At 73.3% G+C, this 17,898-nt stretch carries 15 protein-coding genes; 12 read left to right on the forward strand and 3 right to left on the reverse strand.

From position 1 onward, the window contains the following. The first annotated feature begins 78 nt into the window (after nt 1-78). The 9 genes from lpdA (at nt 79) to ACVW19_RS08675 (ending at nt 10,550) form a co-directional block, all read left to right on the forward strand. The gene (gene lpdA / locus ACVW19_RS08635; RefSeq protein WP_457458081.1) at nt 79-1,467 is read left to right on the forward strand and encodes a dihydrolipoyl dehydrogenase; all 1,389 of its coding nucleotides are present in this window, start codon (nt 79-81) and stop codon (nt 1,465-1,467) included. Between the two features lie 60 nt (nt 1,468-1,527). Next, the gene (gene sucB / locus ACVW19_RS08640; RefSeq protein WP_457458083.1) at nt 1,528-3,321 is read left to right on the forward strand and encodes a 2-oxoglutarate dehydrogenase, E2 component, dihydrolipoamide succinyltransferase; all 1,794 of its coding nucleotides are present in this window, start codon (nt 1,528-1,530) and stop codon (nt 3,319-3,321) included. Nucleotides 3,322-3,604: 283 nt separating this feature from the next. Then, nucleotides 3,605-4,243, forward strand: coding sequence for a GntR family transcriptional regulator (locus ACVW19_RS08645; protein WP_202282380.1), 639 nt, complete (start codon nt 3,605-3,607; stop codon nt 4,241-4,243). 176 nt (nt 4,244-4,419) lie between these two features. After that, nucleotides 4,420-5,061, forward strand: coding sequence for a cation transporting ATPase C-terminal domain-containing protein (locus ACVW19_RS08650; RefSeq protein WP_457458085.1), 642 nt, complete (start codon nt 4,420-4,422; stop codon nt 5,059-5,061). Nucleotides 5,062-5,118: 57 nt separating this feature from the next. Continuing rightward, complete coding sequence (locus tag ACVW19_RS08655) at nt 5,119-5,250, forward strand: hypothetical protein (protein ID WP_457458087.1); 132 nt, start codon at nt 5,119-5,121, stop codon at nt 5,248-5,250. A 118-nt stretch (nt 5,251-5,368) separates the two neighbouring features. Then, entirely contained in the window at nt 5,369-5,758 is a 390-nt protein-coding gene (locus ACVW19_RS08660; protein WP_457458089.1) for a hypothetical protein, read from the forward strand. A 349-nt stretch (nt 5,759-6,107) separates the two neighbouring features. Next, nucleotides 6,108-8,810, forward strand: a complete 2,703-nt coding sequence (aceE, locus tag ACVW19_RS08665; protein WP_457458091.1) for a pyruvate dehydrogenase (acetyl-transferring), homodimeric type — start codon at nt 6,108-6,110, stop codon at nt 8,808-8,810. A gap of 73 nt (nt 8,811-8,883) precedes the next feature. After that, complete coding sequence (locus ACVW19_RS08670; protein ID WP_457458093.1) at nt 8,884-9,984, forward strand: helix-turn-helix transcriptional regulator; 1,101 nt, start codon at nt 8,884-8,886, stop codon at nt 9,982-9,984. Between the two features lie 47 nt (nt 9,985-10,031). Beyond that, nucleotides 10,032-10,550: a DUF4240 domain-containing protein gene (locus ACVW19_RS08675; protein ID WP_457464500.1), complete on the forward strand. Its 519-nt coding sequence runs from the start codon at nt 10,032-10,034 to the stop codon at nt 10,548-10,550. Here the strand turns inward: ACVW19_RS08675 and ACVW19_RS08680 are convergent. Beyond that, a complete protein-coding gene (locus tag ACVW19_RS08680; RefSeq protein ID WP_457458094.1) occupies nt 10,517-11,488 on the reverse strand; it encodes a peptidoglycan recognition protein family protein in 972 nt (323 codons plus the stop codon). The genes ACVW19_RS08675 and ACVW19_RS08680 overlap by 34 nt on opposite strands. Before the next feature lie 189 nt (nt 11,489-11,677). Here ACVW19_RS08680 and ACVW19_RS08685 point away from each other — a divergent pair, with 189 nt between their 5' ends. Next, nucleotides 11,678-12,862, forward strand: a complete 1,185-nt coding sequence (locus tag ACVW19_RS08685) for a MarP family serine protease (protein WP_457458096.1) — start codon at nt 11,678-11,680, stop codon at nt 12,860-12,862. A gap of 25 nt (nt 12,863-12,887) precedes the next feature. Here the strand turns inward: ACVW19_RS08685 and ACVW19_RS08690 are convergent, their stop codons facing one another. Continuing rightward, a complete protein-coding gene (locus ACVW19_RS08690; protein WP_457458098.1) occupies nt 12,888-13,379 on the reverse strand; it encodes an N-acetyltransferase family protein in 492 nt (163 codons plus the stop codon). A gap of 70 nt (nt 13,380-13,449) precedes the next feature. Here ACVW19_RS08690 and ACVW19_RS08695 point away from each other — a divergent pair, with 70 nt between their 5' ends. Both ACVW19_RS08695 and ACVW19_RS08700 read left to right on the forward strand, forming a co-directional pair. Beyond that, entirely contained in the window at nt 13,450-14,385 is a 936-nt protein-coding gene (locus ACVW19_RS08695; protein ID WP_457458100.1) for a TIGR01777 family oxidoreductase, read from the forward strand. Between the two features lie 271 nt (nt 14,386-14,656). Further along, nucleotides 14,657-16,051 carry an NAD(P)/FAD-dependent oxidoreductase gene (locus ACVW19_RS08700; protein WP_457458102.1) on the forward strand — a complete coding sequence of 465 codons (1,395 nt, stop codon included), beginning with the start codon at nt 14,657-14,659 and terminating at the stop codon, nt 16,049-16,051. Nucleotides 16,052-16,161: 110 nt separating this feature from the next. Here ACVW19_RS08700 and ACVW19_RS08705 read toward each other — a convergent pair whose 3' ends face one another. Then, entirely contained in the window at nt 16,162-17,622 is a 1,461-nt protein-coding gene (locus tag ACVW19_RS08705) for a regulator (RefSeq protein ID WP_457458104.1), read from the reverse strand. Nucleotides 17,623-17,898 lie beyond the last annotated feature (276 nt).

The following is a 17,898-nucleotide window of genomic DNA, read 5'->3' on the forward strand; positions in this document are numbered from 1 at the left end:
GAAGGCAAAAGCGGCCGGACACCAGCCGCCGACCGGTCACTGGAGACCGGCGTGGCGCACATGCATGGAGGACGTGACGTGGCGAACGACGCCAGCACTGTTTTCGACCTAGTGATCCTCGGCGGTGGCAGCGGTGGTTACGCCGCGGCGCTGCGCGGGGCGCAGCTGGGCCTGGACGTCGCCCTGATCGAGAAGGACAAGGTCGGCGGTACCTGCCTGCACAACGGCTGCATCCCCACCAAGGCCCTGCTGCACGCGGGCGAGATCGCCGACCAGGCCCGCGAGAGCGAGCAGTTCGGTGTGAAGGCCACCTTCGAGGGCATCGACATGGCGGCCGTCAACAAGTACAAGGACGACGTGATCTCGGGCCTGTACAAGGGCCTGCAGGGTCTGATCGCCTCGCGCAAGGTGACCTACATCGAGGGTGAGGGCCGGCTGTCGTCGCCGACCTCCGTCGATGTGAACGGTCAGCGGATCCAGGGCCGCCACGTCCTGCTGGCGACCGGCTCCGTGCCGAAGTCGCTGCCGGGCCTGGAGATCGACGGCAACCGGATCATCTCCTCGGACCACGCCCTCGTCCTGGACCGCGTGCCGAAGTCCGCGATCGTGCTGGGCGGCGGCGTCATCGGCGTCGAGTTCGCCTCCGTGTGGAAGTCCTTCGGCACCGACGTCACGATCGTCGAGGGCCTCAAGCACCTCGTCCCGGTCGAGGACGAGAACAGCTCGAAGCTGCTGGAGCGCGCCTTCCGCAAGCGGGGCATCAAGTTCAACCTGGGCACCTTCTTCCAGAAGGCCGAGTACACCCAGGACGGCGTCAAGGTCACCCTCGCCGACGGCAAGGAGTTCGAGGCCGAGGTCCTCCTCGTCGCCATCGGCCGCGGCCCGGTCTCGCAGGACCTGGGCTACGAGGAGGCCGGGGTCGCCATGGACCGCGGCTACGTCCTGGTCGACGAGTACATGCGCACCAACGTCCCGACCATCTCCGCCGTCGGCGACCTCGTCCCGACGCTCCAGCTGGCGCACGTCGGCTTCGCCGAGGGCATCCTGGTGGCGGAGCGGCTGGCCGGCCTGAAGGCCGTCCCGGTCGACTACGACGGCGTGCCGCGGGTGACGTACTGCCACCCGGAGGTCGCCTCCGTCGGCATCACCGAGGCCAAGGCCAAGGAGATCTACGGCGCGGACAAGGTCGTCGCCCTGAAGTACAACCTGGCGGGCAACGGCAAGAGCAAGATCCTCAAGACCGCCGGCGAGATCAAGCTCGTCCAGGTCAAGGACGGTGCCGTGGTCGGCGTCCACATGGTCGGTGACCGTATGGGCGAGCAGGTCGGCGAAGCCCAGCTGATCTACAACTGGGAGGCGCTGCCTGCCGAGGTCGCGCAGCTGATCCACGCCCACCCGACGCAGAACGAGGCGCTCGGCGAGGCCCACCTGGCCCTCGCGGGCAAGCCCCTCCACTCCCACGACTGACGCCTTCGGTCACGGGCACGACGACACAGACTTCCGCACTTCTAAGGAGCAACCGAAACCATGGCGGTTTCCGTAACCCTTCCGGCGCTCGGTGAGAGCGTCACCGAGGGCACTGTCACCCGCTGGCTGAAGGCCGAGGGCGAGCGCGTCGAGGCCGACGAGCCGCTGCTCGAGGTCTCCACCGACAAGGTCGACACCGAGATCCCCGCTCCGGCCTCCGGCGTGCTGTCCTCCATCAAGGTCGCCGAGGACGAGACCGTCGAGGTCGGTGCCGAGCTGGCCCTGATCGACGACGGCAGCGGAGCGGCTGCCGAGGCTCCGGCCCCGGCCGTCGAGCAGCCCGCCGCACCGGCTCCCGAGCCGGCCGCCGCGGCCCCCTCCACCGAGCAGGCCGCCCCGGCGCCCGCTCCCACCGCTGAGGCCGCCGCCGGCGGCGGCTCCGCCGAGGGCACGGACGTGGTCCTGCCCGCGCTCGGCGAGTCCGTCACCGAGGGCACCGTCACCCGCTGGCTGAAGTCGGTCGGCGACAGTGTCGAGGCCGACGAGCCGCTGCTCGAGGTCTCCACCGACAAGGTCGACACCGAGATCCCGGCGCCCACCTCCGGTGTGCTGCTGGAGATCACGGTCGGCGAGGACGAGACCGCCGAGGTGGGCGCGAAGCTCGCCGTCATCGGCGCTCCGGGTGCCGCCCCGGCGGCCGCTCCGGCACCGGCGGCTCCGGCCGCCCCGGCGCAGCCCGAGCCCGCCCCGGCCCCGCAGCAGGCCGCTCCGGCTCCCGCGCCGGCCGCTCCCGCCCCGGCTCCCACTCCCGCCCCGGCTCCGGCTCCTGCCCCGCAGGCCGCCCCGGCACCGGCCGCCCCGGCCCCCGCCGCCCCGCAGGCCGCTCCGGCCCCGGCTGCCGCTCCGGCCGCCGCGCAGCCGACCGACGAGGGCGCCTACGTGACCCCGCTGGTGCGCAAGCTCGCCGCCGAGCACGGCGTCGACCTGTCCACCGTCAAGGGCACCGGCGTCGGTGGCCGTATCCGCAAGCAGGACGTCGTCGCCGCCGCTGAGGCCGCGAAGGCCGTCCCCGCCGCGGCTCCGGCCGCCGCTCCGGCCGCGGCGAAGCGGACCCCGGTCCTCGAGGCCTCGCCGCTGCGCGGCCAGACCGTGAAGATGCCGCGGATCCGCAAGGTCATCGGCGACAACATGGTCAAGGCGCTGCGTGAGCAGGCGCAGCTGTCCTCGGTGGTCGAGGTCGACGTCACCCGGCTGATGAAGCTGCGGGCGCGGGCCAAGGACTCGTTCGCGGCCCGCGAGGGCGTCAAGCTCTCCCCGATGCCGTTCTTCGTCAAGGCCGCCGCCCAGGCGCTGAAGGCCCACCCGGCCGTCAACGCCCGGATCAACGAGGCCGAGGGGACCATCACGTACTTCGACACCGAGCACATCGGTATCGCGGTGGACTCCGAGAAGGGCCTGATGACCCCGGTCATCAAGAACGCCGGTGACCTCAACATCGCCGGTATCTCCAAGGCCACGGCGGAGCTGGCGGGCAAGGTCCGGGCCGGCAAGATCACCCCGGACGAGCTGTCCGGCGGGACCTTCACGATCAGCAACACCGGTTCGCGCGGCGCGCTGTTCGACACGATCATCGTGCCTCCGGGCCAGGTCGCGATCCTCGGTATCGGTGCCACGGTCAAGCGTCCGGCCGTCATCGAGACGGAGGAGGGAACGGTCATCGGCGTCCGCGACATGACCTACCTGACCCTCTCCTACGACCACCGGCTGGTGGACGGTGCCGACGCGGCCCGTTACCTGAACTCGGTCAAGGCGATCCTGGAGGCGGGCGAGTTCGAGGTCGAGCTCGGCCTGTGATCCACGGCCGCTGATCCCGGTCACCGGTGCCCCCGTCCGGAGCTTCCAGGCTCCCGGGCGGGGGCACTGTCGTGGGCACGGCGTGAGCCGCGCCGTATGCGCCGTGTAAGCCTCGTCTCACCTGGGCGAAAGCACCCCGTGCGCCCCTCCGGGACGGTGTGTCAGCCGTATTGTCTAAGGGTCAATCGACCTCAAGGGTCCTGTCCGTCGTCCGTCCGCCGCCCCTCGACGGGGCCTTTCGGGCGGCTGCCCCGGATTCACGAGCCCTGTCCAAGGAGCACTCATGACCGCGCCCGTCGTCCACTCGCTGCGCGAACAGATCCGCGAGCACATCCTGGAAGGGATCATCAGCGGGCGCTGGCAGCCGGGCGAGCGGATCGTGGAGCGGCGGATCGCGACCGAGCTGGAGGTCAGTCAGACACCGGTGCGGGAGGCGCTGCGCGAGCTGGAGTCGCTGCGGCTGATCGAGTCGGCGCCCAACAAAGGCGTGCGGGTGCGCAACCTCTCGGCCACCGACCTGGAGGAGAGCTACCCCGTACGGGCGGGTCTCGAGGCGATCGCCGCGGAGCTGGCGGCGGAGCGGCTGGCGGAGGACTGCTCGGCGCTGGAGCCGCATGTCGCCGCGCTGTACGAGGCCGACCGCACGGCCGACGGCACGGCCCAGGTGCGGCACACGGTCGCCTTCCACCGTGAACTGGTCCGCGCGGCCGGCAACTCGGTGCTGCTGCACACCTGGGAGGGCCTGGGCATCGAGGTCTTCACGGCCCTGTCCATCCGCTGGCTGGGCACGGTCCAGCAGTCCTATGCCGAGGAGCACGAAGAGCTGGTCGCGGCGTTCCGGCGGCAGGATCCGGACATCGGCCGCCTGGTGAAGGAGCATGTGCTGGGCTGCGCGCCGCACGCCGCCGACGCCCCCGCCTGATCTCCCGTCCGCACCCGTTCCGGCCCCGGCACCGCCCTCCCGCCTCGCCGCGCCCGGCCGGCCGTACCGTCGCCGTCACGGGCGACGGCGCCAACGACGCGCCCGCCATCCGGATCGCCGACGTCGGCACCGCCCTGGGATCCCGGGCCACGCCGGCGGCCCGCGCCGCCGCCGGCGTGCTCGTCACCGACGACCGGATCGAGACCATCGTCGACGCCTTCGTCGAGGGCCGGGCCATGTGGGGCTCGGTGCGCAGGGCGCTGGGCATCCTGCTCGGCGGCATTCCGGGAGAGACCGTCTTCACGCCGGCGACCACACTGTTCACCGGGTGCAGCGCGCTCAACGCCCGCCGGCTGCTCCTGGTCGACCTGCTCACGGACATGCTGCCCGCCATGGCCATCGCCGCCCGGCCGCCCGCCGACCACCCCGCCCGGCGGCTCGCGGAGGGCCCGGAGGCCTCGCTCGGCAAGGCACTGATCCGTCACATCCGGCTGCCTGCCGCCGTCACCACGGCGGCGGCTACGGCCGCCTGGATCGTCGCCCGGGCCACCGGCACCCGGGGGCGCGCCGACACCGCCCTGGCCGCCCTGGTGACCTCCCGGCTGTTCCAGACGCTCCGGGACGCGGGCCGTGATCCGGTGGTGGGCGTGCCGGGGCTCAGCCACTTCTTCGGCAGCCGGCCCCCGGGCCCCGCGGCCTGGACGATCGCGCTGGCGTCGGCGGCGGGATCGGTGCCGGTGCCCCTCGCGGTCCGGGGCGCCGCCGGTACGCTGAAAAAAGTTCACCTGCAGAACACCCGTGTGCAGCCTGCTGGATGACATCGGGGCCGACAAAGGAGTCGTACCCGGCACGACACACACGAAAGGCGGCGGACCATGCCGCACATCCTCACCACGATCCTGACCCAGGCGGCGGTCGCCCTGCTCGAGGCCGCCGTGGTCCGGCTGGCCGTCCAGCTCTGGAAGGCCTTCGGCACGAGCGGGCGCCCGGCGACCGCACACGCCTGAGCGACCCCGAACCGGCTTGCCCGAATTGTCCGTTCAGGCGGGTTTATTCGCGTGCGTTGATGGAAGGCGGCCAGGAAGACCCCTCGCCACTCGCGCCTCACGGCAGGAGAGGACGGAGATGACTTCCCCAGAAGCACAGACCCAGCCACCGCAACAGCAGGCCCCGACGGAGCGCCCGGAGGAGAAGCGGACGGGCGGCAAGCTGCTGCACCTGCACACCGCGCACGCCCGGGTTCCGATCCCCTACGTGACCCCGGGGGACATGTTCTCCGGCGCCCGCAAGGCCGCACCCGTGTCCACGGCCACCTCCCTGCTCCCCTCGCCCCGCAAGCTGGCCCTCTACGGCGTCCTCGGCGGCATGACCGTCGCCGGAGCCATCGGCTGGCCGGTCGCGGTCGCCGTCGGCGCCGCCACCGAGGTGATCACCCGCGAGCAGGCGGCACGGCAGCGCCAGGGGCACGAACACACCGAACGGACGGAGACCGTGACGCAGCCGCTGCCGGCCTGACAGTCCCGCCCGGACGCCGGTGGGGTCGAACACCCGGAGGCCACCCGGGTGTTCGACCCCACCGGCGTTCAGCACGTCCGAGCCGGCCCGCACCCCGCCCGAATCGGCCGCCCATCCCTCAGATGAGCAGGGAAAATGCGGCACCGCGTGCCTGAATCTCCGGCACAGGATGCCAATTTCTTGATATCGAGACTTTTTCGGCCTAGTACCTTTGATCGATCATCGATCAGCGGGTTATTGTCGCCAGCGGGGTCTCCACCAGAGCCCCAGCCCTGTCCTGCCAAAGACCAAGGGCACCCCCGAACCCTTACCGATGAGGGAACCCCCTTCGACTGAGGAAGGCGGCGACATGACCGACCCCAAGGCCATCCAGCCGAGCGAGCTGGACCAGCTCCCGGACCGCGACCCCGAGGAGACCGCCGAGTGGCAGGCCTCCCTCGGCGCCGTCACCGAGGCAGCCGGGCCGCACCGTGCCGCGTACCTGATGCGCCGTACGCTGGAGCGCGCCGAGGAGGCCGGCGTCGCACTGCCGAAGCTCCTCGAGACCGACTACATCAACACCATCCCCACCTCCGCCGAGCCCGCGGTGGACGGCGACGAGGCGATGGAGTCCCGCATCACCGCGTGGAACCGCTGGAACGCGGCCGCGATGGTGACCCGCGGCAGCGAGTACGGCGTCGGCGGCCACATCGCCACCTTCGCCTCCGCGGCCTGGCTCTACGAGACGGGCTTCAACCACTTCTTCCGCGGCAAGGAGGCCGACGGCTCCGGCGACCAGCTCTACATCCAGGGCCACGCCTCCCCCGGCATCTACGCCCGCGCCTTCCTCGACGGACGGATCGGCGAGCGGCACCTGGACAACTTCCGCCGTGAGGCGGGCGGTGACGGCCTCCCCTCGTACCCGCACCCGCGGCGTCTGCCCTGGCTGTGGGAGTTCCCCACGGTGTCGATGGGCCTCGGCCCGATCTCCGCGGTCTACCAGGCGCGGTTCAACCGCTATCTGACCAGCCGCGGCATCAAGGACCTGACGAACTCCCACGTGTGGGCGTTCCTCGGCGACGGCGAGATGGACGAGCCGGAGTCCACCGCCGCCCTCACCCTCGCCTCCCGCGAGGGCCTGGACAACCTGACCTTCGTCATCAACTGCAACCTGCAGCGCCTCGACGGTCCGGTCCGCGCCAACTTCAAGATCGTGCAGGAGCTGGAGGCCCTGTTCCGCGGCTCCGGCTGGAACGTGGTCAAGAGCCTGTGGGGCACCGCCTGGGACGAGCTGTTCCAGCTGGACACCACCGGCGCGCTCGTCCGCCGTCTGCGCGAGGTGCCCGACGCGCAGGTCCAGACGTACCAGACCCGCGACGCGGCCTACATCCGCGAGGACTTCTTCGGCAAGGACCCGGCGCTCGTCGAGATGGCGAAGCTGCTGAGCGACGACAAGATCCTCGAGTGCTTCCACCTCTCGCGCGGCGGCCACGAGTCCCGCAAGGTCTACGCCGCCTACCGTGCCGCGCTCGCCCACAAGGGCGCGCCGACCGTGATCCTGGCCCAGACGGTCAAGGGCCACACGCTCGGCGAGGGCTTCGCCTCGAAGAACGCCAACCACCAGATGAAGAAGCTCTCGGTGGACGAGTTCAAGGCGATGCGCGACCGCCTCGACCTGCCGATCAAGGACAGCGACTTCGTCGACGGCGTGGTCCCCTACGGCCACCCGGGCGCCGACTCCCCCGAGGTCCGCTACCTCCAGGAGCGCCGCGCCGCTCTCGGCGGTCCGGCCCCGGCCCGCCGCGTCCACCCCGTCGCCCCGCTGCCGGCCCCGGCCGACAAGGCGTTCAGCGCCTTCGACAAGGGTTCCGGTTCGCAGAACGTGGCGACCACCATGGCCTTCGTCCGCCTGGTCAAGGACCTGGTCCGCGACAAGGAGACCGGCAGGCGCTGGGTGCCGATCGTCCCCGACGAGGCGCGCACCTTCGGCATGGAGTCGCTCTTCCCGTCGCTCGGCATCTACTCGCCCAAGGGCCAGACGTACGAGCCGGTCGACCGCGACCAGCTGATGTACTACAAGGAGGCCAAGAACGGCCAGATCCTCAACGAGGGGATCACCGAGGCCGGTTCCATGGCCAGCTTCATCGCCGCCTCGACGTCGTACGCGACGCACGGCGAGCCGGTGATCCCGTTCTACATCTACTACTCGATGTTCGGCTGGCAGCGCACGGCCGACCAGATGTGGCAGCTCGGCGACCAGCTCGGCCGCGGCTTCCTCGTCGGCGCCACCGCCGGCCGCACCACGCTCACCGGTGAGGGCCTCCAGCACGCCGACGGTCACTCCCCGGTCATCGCCGCGACCAACCCGGCCGCGCTGACGTACGACCCGGCGTTCGCGTACGAGATCGCCGTCATCGTCAAGGAGGGCCTGCGCCGGATGTACGGCGCGGCGGCCCCGGACGAGGACCAGGACGTCTTCTACTACCTGACGGTCTACAACGAGCCGCTGCGGCAGCCCGCCAAGCCGGCCGGTGCCGGGGTCGACGAGGGCATCCTCAAGGGCCTGTACCGCTTCAACACGGCGGAGTCTGCGGGGCTGACGGCACCCGCCAACGCCCCGCGCATCCAGCTGCTCGGCTCCGGTACGGCGATCCACTGGGCGCTGAAGGCGCAGCAGCTGCTCGCCGAGGAGTGGGGCGTGGCGGCCGACGTGTGGTCGGCGACGTCGTGGACCGAGCTGCGCCGGGACGCCATGGAGGCGGACGAGGCGCTGCTGCGCGGCGAGGAGCGGGTGCCGTTCGTCCGGCAGGCGCTCCAGGGCGCCGAGGGTCCGGTGCTGGCGGTCTCGGACTACATGCGCCAGGTTCCCGACCAGATCGCGCAGTGGGTCGAGCAGGACTACACCTCGCTGGGCACCGACGGTTTCGGCCTGTCGGAGACCCGCGAGGCGGCCCGCCGCTACTTCGGTGTCGACGCCGAGTCCATCGTCGTCGCGGCCCTGGCGCAGCTCGCCCGGCGCGGCGAGGTGCAGGTGACGGCCGTGAAGGAAGCGCGCGAGAAGTACGGTCTGTAGGCACCCGGGTGCTACGGATGTGAGGCAGGAGGCCCCCGCTGCGGCGGGGGCCTCCTGCTGCATGATGGGCCGTATGCGCGCTGCCCGGCTGATCAAGATGGTGCTGCTGCTCCAGTCCCGGCCCTCCATGACCGCCGCCGAGCTGGCGCGGGAGCTGGAGGTGTCGGAGCGGACGGTCACCCGGGACGCGCAGGCGCTGTCCGAGGCCGGGGTGCCGGTGTACGCGGACCGGGGACGGGTCGGGGGCTACCGGCTGGTCGGCGGGTACCGGACGAGGCTGACCGGGCTGGCCCGGGGCGAGGCGGAGGCGCTGTTCCTGTCCGGGGTGCCGGGGGCGCTGCGGGAGATGGGGCTCGAGGACGCGGCCTCCGCGGCCCGGCTGAAGGTGTCGGCGGCACTGCTGCCCTCCCTGCGGGACGCGTCGCGGACGGCCGCGCAGCGCTTCCATCTGGACGCCCCGGGCTGGTTCCGTGAGCCGGTGACGCCCGAACTGCTGCCGGCCGTGGCGGACGCGGTGTGGGACGACCGCCGGGTCACCGCCCGCTATCTGCGCGGGGAGGGGGAGCACCGGCGGGAGGTCGTGCGGGAGCTGGAGCCCTACGGGCTCGTGCTCAAGGCGGGCGTCTGGTACCTGTGCGCGCGGGTGCCGGGGCACGGGGCGTTCCGGGTGTACCGGGTCGACCGGTTCACCGCGGTGGAGCCGGTCGACCCGGGCCCGGCACACCCCGCACGCTTCGAACGCGACCGGGAGTTCGAGCTGCCCGTGTTCTGGGAGGAGCGGGCGGAGGAGTTCGCACGTTCGCTCCTGCGGACGGAGGTGGTGGTGCGGCTGTCGCCCGAGGGGGTACGCGCGCTGCCGCACTCCGTTGAGGCGTCGGCCGCGGCGGCCGCACGGGAGGCACTGGCCGCGGCGGCCGAGGCCGCTGAGGCGGCCGACGCAGCCGGGGAGTTCGGAGGGGACGGCGGCGGGTGGGTGACGGTGACCCTGCCGGTGGAGTCCGAGGAGGTCGCCCACACCCAGCTGACGGCGCTGGGTCCCGAGGTGGAGGTGCTGGCGCCCGCGTCGTTGCGGGAGCGGTTCGCCGCCCAGGCCGTGCGGCTGGCCCTGCTGTACGGGAGGGACGCTCCCGGCACCGACACCGGCCCTGCCCCTGCCCCTGAGCGATCCGGGTGACACTCCGGGGTGCGCCCCCCGGTCCCAGGGCCGATGCTTGACGCGTGATGGACGAGACGGAGTTCTGGGAGCTGGTCGACACCGCCCGCGAGGACGCCGGGGGCGACCCGGAGGAGCAGGCCGACCTGCTCGTGGAACGGCTCGCGCGGCTGGACCCGGAGTCGGTCCTGGACTTCGCCCGGCACTTCGAGTCCCGCTATCACCGCGCCTACCGCTGGGACCTGTGGGGCGCCGCCTGGGTGCTGCTGGACGGGGCGAGCGACGACGCCTTCGACTTCTTCCGGTGCTGGCTGATCGGCCAGGGCCGTGAGGTCTTCGAGGGCGCGCTGCACGATCCGGACGCCCTGGCCGGCCTGCTGGAGGACTTCGACGAGGAGGTCGACGGCGACGCCGAGGACCTCGGCTACGCGGCGGACGAGGCGTACGAGCAGCTCACCGGCACGGTGGCGCCCGATCTGGACCTCCCGCCGGCCCCCGCGGAACCCGAGGGCACGCCGGTCGACTTCGAGAACGAGTCCCGGCTCGCCGAAGGCTACCCCCGGCTCTGGGAACGGTTCCGGTCCTGATTCCCGTGCTGTTCCCCGTGCTGATTCCCGCCCTGCTCCCCGCCCTGTCCCTCGTCCCGCCCCCCGGAGGACCCCGCGATCCGGCTGTCCTCCTGCTGCCGGGCGCCCGGCCGGCGGCCCTGCAGTTCCGCGGCCCGTTGCCTGATCGCCGGGAGGCGGGCCTGCAGGGCGGCGCCCGGGCAGCTGGTCATGTAGCCGTCGCTGTGGCCCGCGAGGGCGGGCAGCACGGCCGTGGTGCCGGCCGCGTACCGGCTGGCGCCGTTGCTGGAGACCAGCCGGACGTCGGAGCGCGGGTCGGTGCCGGACAGGCCGAGCTTCCAGGCGGCCAGCTCGGCGATCGCGCGCTCCATCGCGGGCGGCACCGGCACCCCGGCGGTAAAGGTGCCGAGGGCGGCGATCCCCGCGGTGCGGTGGTTGAAGCCCTGGGTGTGGGCGCCGGTGACGGGACGGTCGGTCCCGCCCGCGCGGCCCTCGTAGATGGTGCCGCAGCGGTCGACGACGAAGTTGTAGCCGATGTCGTCCCAGTCCCGGCCCAAGGTCTGGCCCTCGTAGACGCTGCGGATGTTGGCCGGGGCCTCGGCGCAGTCGTAGTCGTTGGGCGAGTCGGTGTGGTGGATGAAGACGGCGACGACCTCGTCGTCGTAGCGCGGGGGCGGCTGCTCGTGGGCGGCGCCGGCCGTCCAGGCCGCTCTGGACACGATGGGCGGCCTGGGCGCCGTGTACGCGGCCGCCTCGCGGGTGGCGGTGGGGGCGGCCGAGGACTCCGCGGCCCGCTCGACGCCGTACGCGCACAGCACCAGCGCGACGGCCGCGGCGATGCCCGGCAGACAGCCGAGCAGCACCTTGACGCCTCTGGGCAGGCCCGTGAGGCCCGGGCTGTGGGGTATCCGGGAAGCAGGGCGCCGCCGCGCTCCCCGCGGCCTCATGAGGACACGCATGGTTTCACTGTCGGTCGGATCCACCCCGTCCGCGACGTGTGCTGTGCCGACCGGTGGAACCATCTCCCTGGTCCGCCGCGTTCTTCCGAGTGCACGCGCGCGTGACCGCTTCCGTGGTTCCACGCGCGCGTGGCTGATCACCGGGCCCCTCCCCCACGTATGAGGGGGTCCGAGAGAAAGGCGGCGTGCGTGGACCTGCTCGACATTCTGCTGCTGCTGGTCGTCCTGGCCTACGCGGCGTCCGGCTACCGGCGCGGTCTGCTGGCCGGCTGTGTCTCGCTGGCCGGTTTCGTGGGCGGTGCGGTCGTCGGCGTGTGGATTCTGCCCTGGGTGACGGATCTGGTGGACCCGGGGACGACCGCGGCGACGGTGACGGCCGTTTTCACGGTGCTGCTGCCGGCCGCGGTGGGCCATGAACTGGCGGGCCGGCTGGCGCTGCGGTTGCGGCGGGAGCTGGACCGGGGGCCGCTGCGGGTGGCGGACGGGATCGGCGGGGCCGCGGCCAACTCGGTGGCCGTGCTGATCGTGGCCTGGGTGGTCGCGTCCGTGCTGGGCGCCTCCTCGTCCCCGCTGGTCACCTCCGCGATCCGCGACTCGCGGCTGCTCGGCGCGGTCCACGAGGTGATGCCGGACACCACGCCGGCCTGGTTCTCGCGGGCCACCTCGGAGCTGACCGAGGCGGGCTTCCCACAGGTCTTCAACCCGTTCGAGAACGAGTCGACCGCCGAGGTCGCCGAGCCCTCCGGCGACAGTGTCACCGCGGCCGCCACCCGGGCCGCCCAGCGGAGCACGGTGAAGGTCGAGGGCGTCGCGGGCGTCCAGGGCCGCGAGGGCAGCGGCTTCGTGTACGCGACGGAGCGCGTGATGACCAACGCCCATGTGGTGGCCGGGATCGACGAGCCGACCGTGCGGGTCGGCGGCGTCGGGCGGGCGTACGAGGCCCGGGTGGTGCTGTTCGACCCGCAGAAGGACGTGGCCGTGCTGTACGTCCCCGAACTGCGGGCGCCCGTCCTCCGGTTCGACGACGACGCCGACCGCGGCGACGCGGCGGTCGTCGCGGGCTATCCGCAGGACGGCGATCTGGACCTGCGGGCGGCGACGGTCGCCAACCGGGTGCAGGCGAAGGGGCAGAACATCTACGGCGACCGGTCGGTCGTCCGCGAGATCTACTCGATCCGTTCCCTCGTGCGCCCCGGCAACTCCGGCGGCCCGCTGCTGACCACCGACGGCCGGGTGTACGGCGTGGTGTTCGCCCGTTCCACCTCGGACGCGGAGACCGGCTACGTACTGACGGCGGACGAGGTCGCCGACGACGCGCGGCGCGCGGCGAACGCCACGGCACCGGTGGACACGGGCGACCTGACGACGTCGTAGGACCACGCCCGGGCGGGGCCGGAGGTCAGAGCAGGGACTGCCCCATCAGCACGTCGTCGACGTATGTGCCGTCGAGACAGAACTCCTCCGGCTGGACGCCCTCGACGACGAAGCCCTCGGACGCGTAGAGCGCGCGGGCGGCAAAGTTGTGGCCGAGGACGCGCAGGGTGATGCGGCGCGCGCCGCGCTCCCGGGCCTCCCGGACGGCCGCCCGCACCAGGGCCCGGCCCACTCCCGTGCCGCGGGCCGCTTCGGCGACGGCGAGACCGCGGATCTGCTGGACGTGCGCGTTCGAGGACAGTTCCGTGGGGAAGCCGAGGCGCACATAGCCGACGACGCGGCCCGCGTGCTCGGCGACGATGTGGTCGCGGGGGCCGGACCGCTCGCTGAAGAAGGAGTCGTACGGCGGCTGCGGCGGCGGGGTGACGGCGTGCAGGACGGACCAGGTCTCCCGGTCCAACAGGGCCAGTTCCCTCTCGTCGGCGGGGCGGGCGGCGCGTATCAACGGCTCGGGCATGAGGGTCACTTTACGACCGCTCGCGCGGTGCGCCCGCGGTGTCGCCCGGGCTGCGTGCAGGATGGTCGCCATGAGTTCTGCATCCTCTGGGTCCTCCCGGTCTTCCCGGCCCTCCCGCATCGCGGTGGCCGGCGCGTCCGGTCTCATCGGCGGCGCGCTCGTACGGTCCCTGACCGCCGACGGGCACACGGTGGTACGCCTGGTGCGGGCCGAGCCGCGCGCGGCGGACGAGGTCCGGTGGGACCCGGAGCGCGGCTCCGTGGACGCGGCCGGTCTCGCCGGGTGCGACGCCGTGGTCAATCTCGCCGGTGCCGGGGTGGGCGACCGGCGCTGGACGCCCGCGTACAAGGAGCGGATCCGCACCGGCCGGGTGCGGGGCACGGCGGCGCTCGCCGAGGCCCTCGCCGGGCTCGCACCGGACGTACGGCCCCGGGTGTTCGTCAACGGCAGCGCGATCGGCTACTACGGCGAGACCGGTGAGCGGACCGTCGACGAGAGCGCGCCGGCGGGCACGGGCTTCCTGCCGGAGCTGTGCGTCGAGTGGGAGGCCGCGGCGACGCCCGCGCGGGAGGCGGGCGTGCGGACGGCGTTCGCCCGGACCGGTCTCGTGGTGGCCCGCGAGGGCGGGGCGTGGGCCAGGCTCTTCCCCCTGTTCCGGGCCGGACTGGGCGGGCGGCTGGGCGACGGGCGCCAGTACTGGTCGTTCGTCGCGCTGCACGACGAGGTGGCCGCCCTGCGTCATCTCCTCGACACCGACGGGCTGTCGGGGCCGTTCAACCTGACCGCGCCGCATCCGGTGACCAACCGTGAGGTCACCGAGGCGATGGCGCGCGTGCTGCACCGGCCGGCGGTGTTCGCGGTGCCCGCGCCGGTGTTGCGGACCGTGCTCGGCGAGATGGCCGGGGATGTGCTGGGCAGTGCCCGGGTGCTGCCGACCCGGCTGCTGGAGTCGGGGTTCCGTTTCGCCTTCCCGGAGATCGACGGCGCGATCCGCGCGGCCCTGTGAGCCTCCGTCAGCACACCTGAGCCGCGCCCCTCCCGCCCCGAGGGGCGGGCGGGAGGGGCGCGGAGGGCCGGTGCCCGAAGCCGGTGCGCCCCCGGGGGTCCGTGCGGTGACCGTCCGGCGTGTGTGTGCGACCGCCGTGCGCCCGTGCCCCTGCCGATGCGCGACGCCACGCGATCCGTCACGGACCTAACCTCGACCAGAACTCGGGTATTCCTGGGGCCTGTTGGGGGCATCACGTCTCCAGCGTCCGCGCAACCTCGAGGAGGGGCACGTGCTTGAGCCCACGTACCAGGCGGACGTCGTCGTCGTGGGAGCCGGGGTCGCCGGACTCTCCGCGGCGCGACGCCTGACCAGCGCTGGAGTCACCACCGTGGTCCTTGAGGCCGCCCATACCGTGGGCGGCCGGATGGCGACCGACAAGGTCGACGGCTTCCGGCTCGACAGAATCGGGCAGTTGCTGTCCACGGCGTATCCCGAACCGCGGCCGGCCGCCGACCGGGACGGGCTCGCCCTGCGCCCGTTCGCACCCGGCGTCCTGCTGCACAGCGGCGGACGCCACCACCGGGCCGGCGTACCGATCGGTGCGAGGGGCGCAAGGGGCGCACTTCACACGGTGCGCGCCCTCGCGAGCGCCCCCCGGGCGGGGGCCGCGCCCAGGAGGCCGGCGGCCGTTCCCGGACGGCAGGTGTCCACGCCCCGGAGCCGGACCGGCGCCCCGCTGGGCACGGCCGTCGACCAGGCCCGCCTGGGCGCCGCGTTCACCCGGCTGGCCGGCACTCCGGTGGAGCGGCTGCTGGCCCGGCCCGAGTCGACCGCCGCCGAGGCACTCACCGCCCGGGGCCTGCCGGCCCGCACCGTCGACGGCTTCCTCCGACCGCTGCTCGCCGCCCTGCTGAGCGACCCGGACCTCACCACGTCGAGCCGGTGCGCGGATCTCGCGCTGCGTGCCTTCGCTGCCGGGCGGCTGTGTGTGCCGGAGGGCGGCGCGGAGGCGCTGCCGGAGTTGCTGGCGCGGGGGCTGCCGCCGGGGACGGTGCACACGGGCGTCCGGGTCACCTCCGTCTCCACGACATCGGTGACCACCGCCGAGCACGGCGAGTTCCGCTGCCGCGCGGTGCTGATCGCGACGGACGCGCGGGCCGCCGCCCAGCTGCTGCCGGGACTGCGGGTGCCGGACTTCCACCCGGTGACGGTGGTGCACCACGCCACCGACGAGCCCCCGGAGACCGGCGCCTCGCTGCTCCTGGACGCCGACCGGGGCGGACCGGTGGCGCACACGACGGTGGTCAGCCGGGTCGACCCGTCCCGGGCCCCGGCCGACCGCGCGCTGGTCTCGTCCACGGTCCTGGGCCCGCCCGGCGCCCAGATCGACACCGGTGTGCGCGTGCATCTGGCCAGGCTGTACGGCACGTCGACGGCGCGCTGGGAGACGCTCGGGGTGTATCACACCGCCGACGCCGTCCCGGCCATGCGGCCGCCGCACGATCTGCGGCGGCCGGTGCGGCTGCTGGCGGGCCTGTACGTGTGCGGCGACCACCGGGACACCAGCACCGTGCAGGGCGCCCTGCACTCGGGCCGCCGCGCCTCGGCCGCGATCCTCACGGACCTCGGCGCGGGCCGCCCGATGCACAGGGCGGACCCCCTCCCCACGGCCCGAGCGGCCTGACCGGCCGCTCCCCCCAGCCGCCCCGCGTCCCTTCGGTGACCACCCCCGGAGGGGCGTGGTGGCTCCAACCACGCACCACCGCGGTGGCTCGGCCGCGGTGGCTCAGCGGCTCAGCAGTACGCCGCGATCCTGTCGCGGTAGACGCGTACCGGCGCCGTGTCGCGGTAGGGCTCCAGTCTGCGTTCGAAGTCCCGGACGTACTCCACGGCCCGCACCGAACGCATCTCGGACGCCTGGCCGGCCGCCTCGGCGGCGAGCAGGCAGGCCTGGTCGAGTTCGCCGAGGCCGAGGCGTGCGGTGGCGAGGACGACCCGGCAGAACAGGCGGCTGCGGGCGTAACCGGGGGCGCGCAGCTGCAGCGAGCGCTCCGCGTGCTGGGCCGCGGCGCGGTACTGCTGGAGGTCACGGTGGCAGTGGCCGAACTCGTCGGCGAGCTGGGCCTCGTCGAAGAACCGCACCCAGTGCGGGACCTCGTCGCCGGGCCGGGCGTTCTCCAGGGCGCGTTCGGCGCGCACCAGGGCCGCGGTGCAGGCCCGTACCTCGCCGAGCACGCCGTGCCCGCGTGCCTCGACCGCGTGCAGCAGGGACTGCACGGCGGGCGGGGCGGAGCCGCCCGCGCCCTGCTGGGCCACTCGCGCGAGCTGCACCGCCTCCCGCCCGTGGCCGAGGTAGACGGCCTGCCGGCTCATGGTGACCAGCACGTACGCGCCGTAGGTCCGGTCCGCGGCGGCCTGCGCGAGGCGGAGCGCCTGCACGAAGTAGCGCTGGGCGAGTCCGTGCGCGCCGATGTCGTACGACGTCCAGCCGGCCAGCCGGGTCAGGTCGGCGACGGCGGCGAACAGGCGGCGGCCGGTCTGCTCGCCGTAGGTGCCGCGCAGCATCGGCTCGCACTCGTGCTCCAGGTAGCGCACCAGGGCCTGGCGGGCGTGGCCGCCGCCGTAGGCGTCGTCGAGGGTGCGGAACAGCTCGCCGACCGAGCGCAGCGCGGCGATGTCGCCGCCGGTGACCCGCTGGCCGGGGCCGCGCTCGGCCGTCCGGCGGCGGGTGCCGAACTCGGGCAGCCCGGTGGGGCGGCCGACCGGACGGGCCTGGGCGGGGACGCGGACCGGCGGCTCGAGGCGGGCCACCTTCTCGTCGGCGCGGCCGATGAGCCAGTCCCGGCTGGGCACGACGAGCCCGGCCGAGGTGAAGGCGATCTTGCGCAGCTCGGCGTGGCTGCCGGAGTCCTTGCGCCACAGCCCGCTGACGATGTCCACGGCCTCCTCCGGGGAGGCGGCGAACTCCAGGCCCGCGTAGACGGGGGCGCAGGCGTCCAGGCCGAGGTCCTGGGCGGTGAGCCGACGGCCGAGGCGCCGGGTGAAGACCTCGGCGATCAGCGCGGGTGTGGCCCCCCTGGGCTGCTGCCCGCGCAGCCAGCGGGTGACGGAGGTCTTGTCGTATCTCAGGTCGAGCCCGTGTTCAAGACCGAGCTGGTCCACGCGACGGGCGAGTCCCGCGTTGGAGAACCCCGCTTCTGCGATGAGCGCGGCGAGCTGGCGGTTGGGGGTGCGCTGCGCGGATCGTTCCGTCATCTGTGGTGCGGTCTCCTGCCTTCCGGCGAACGTTGATGCCCGGATTACCTGTGAGCAGCCCTTATGGCCTCCTGGACGGCGCGAATGTAGCGGAGAGTAAACGCCTGGTCGCACATTTCGATCCGCATTCATCCGATCGTGTGAGAATTACCGCTGAGGCTGACGGACAGCGACCGGCACGGGGCCCGCACGCGCGCCGAACGCGCGCCGGACGCGCGCCGGGACTGCCACCGGAGCCGCCCCCCGGAACCGCCGCCGAAAGGAAAGCCGGTCGTA

It is taken from the genome of Streptomyces sp. TE5632, from assembly GCF_054061295.1.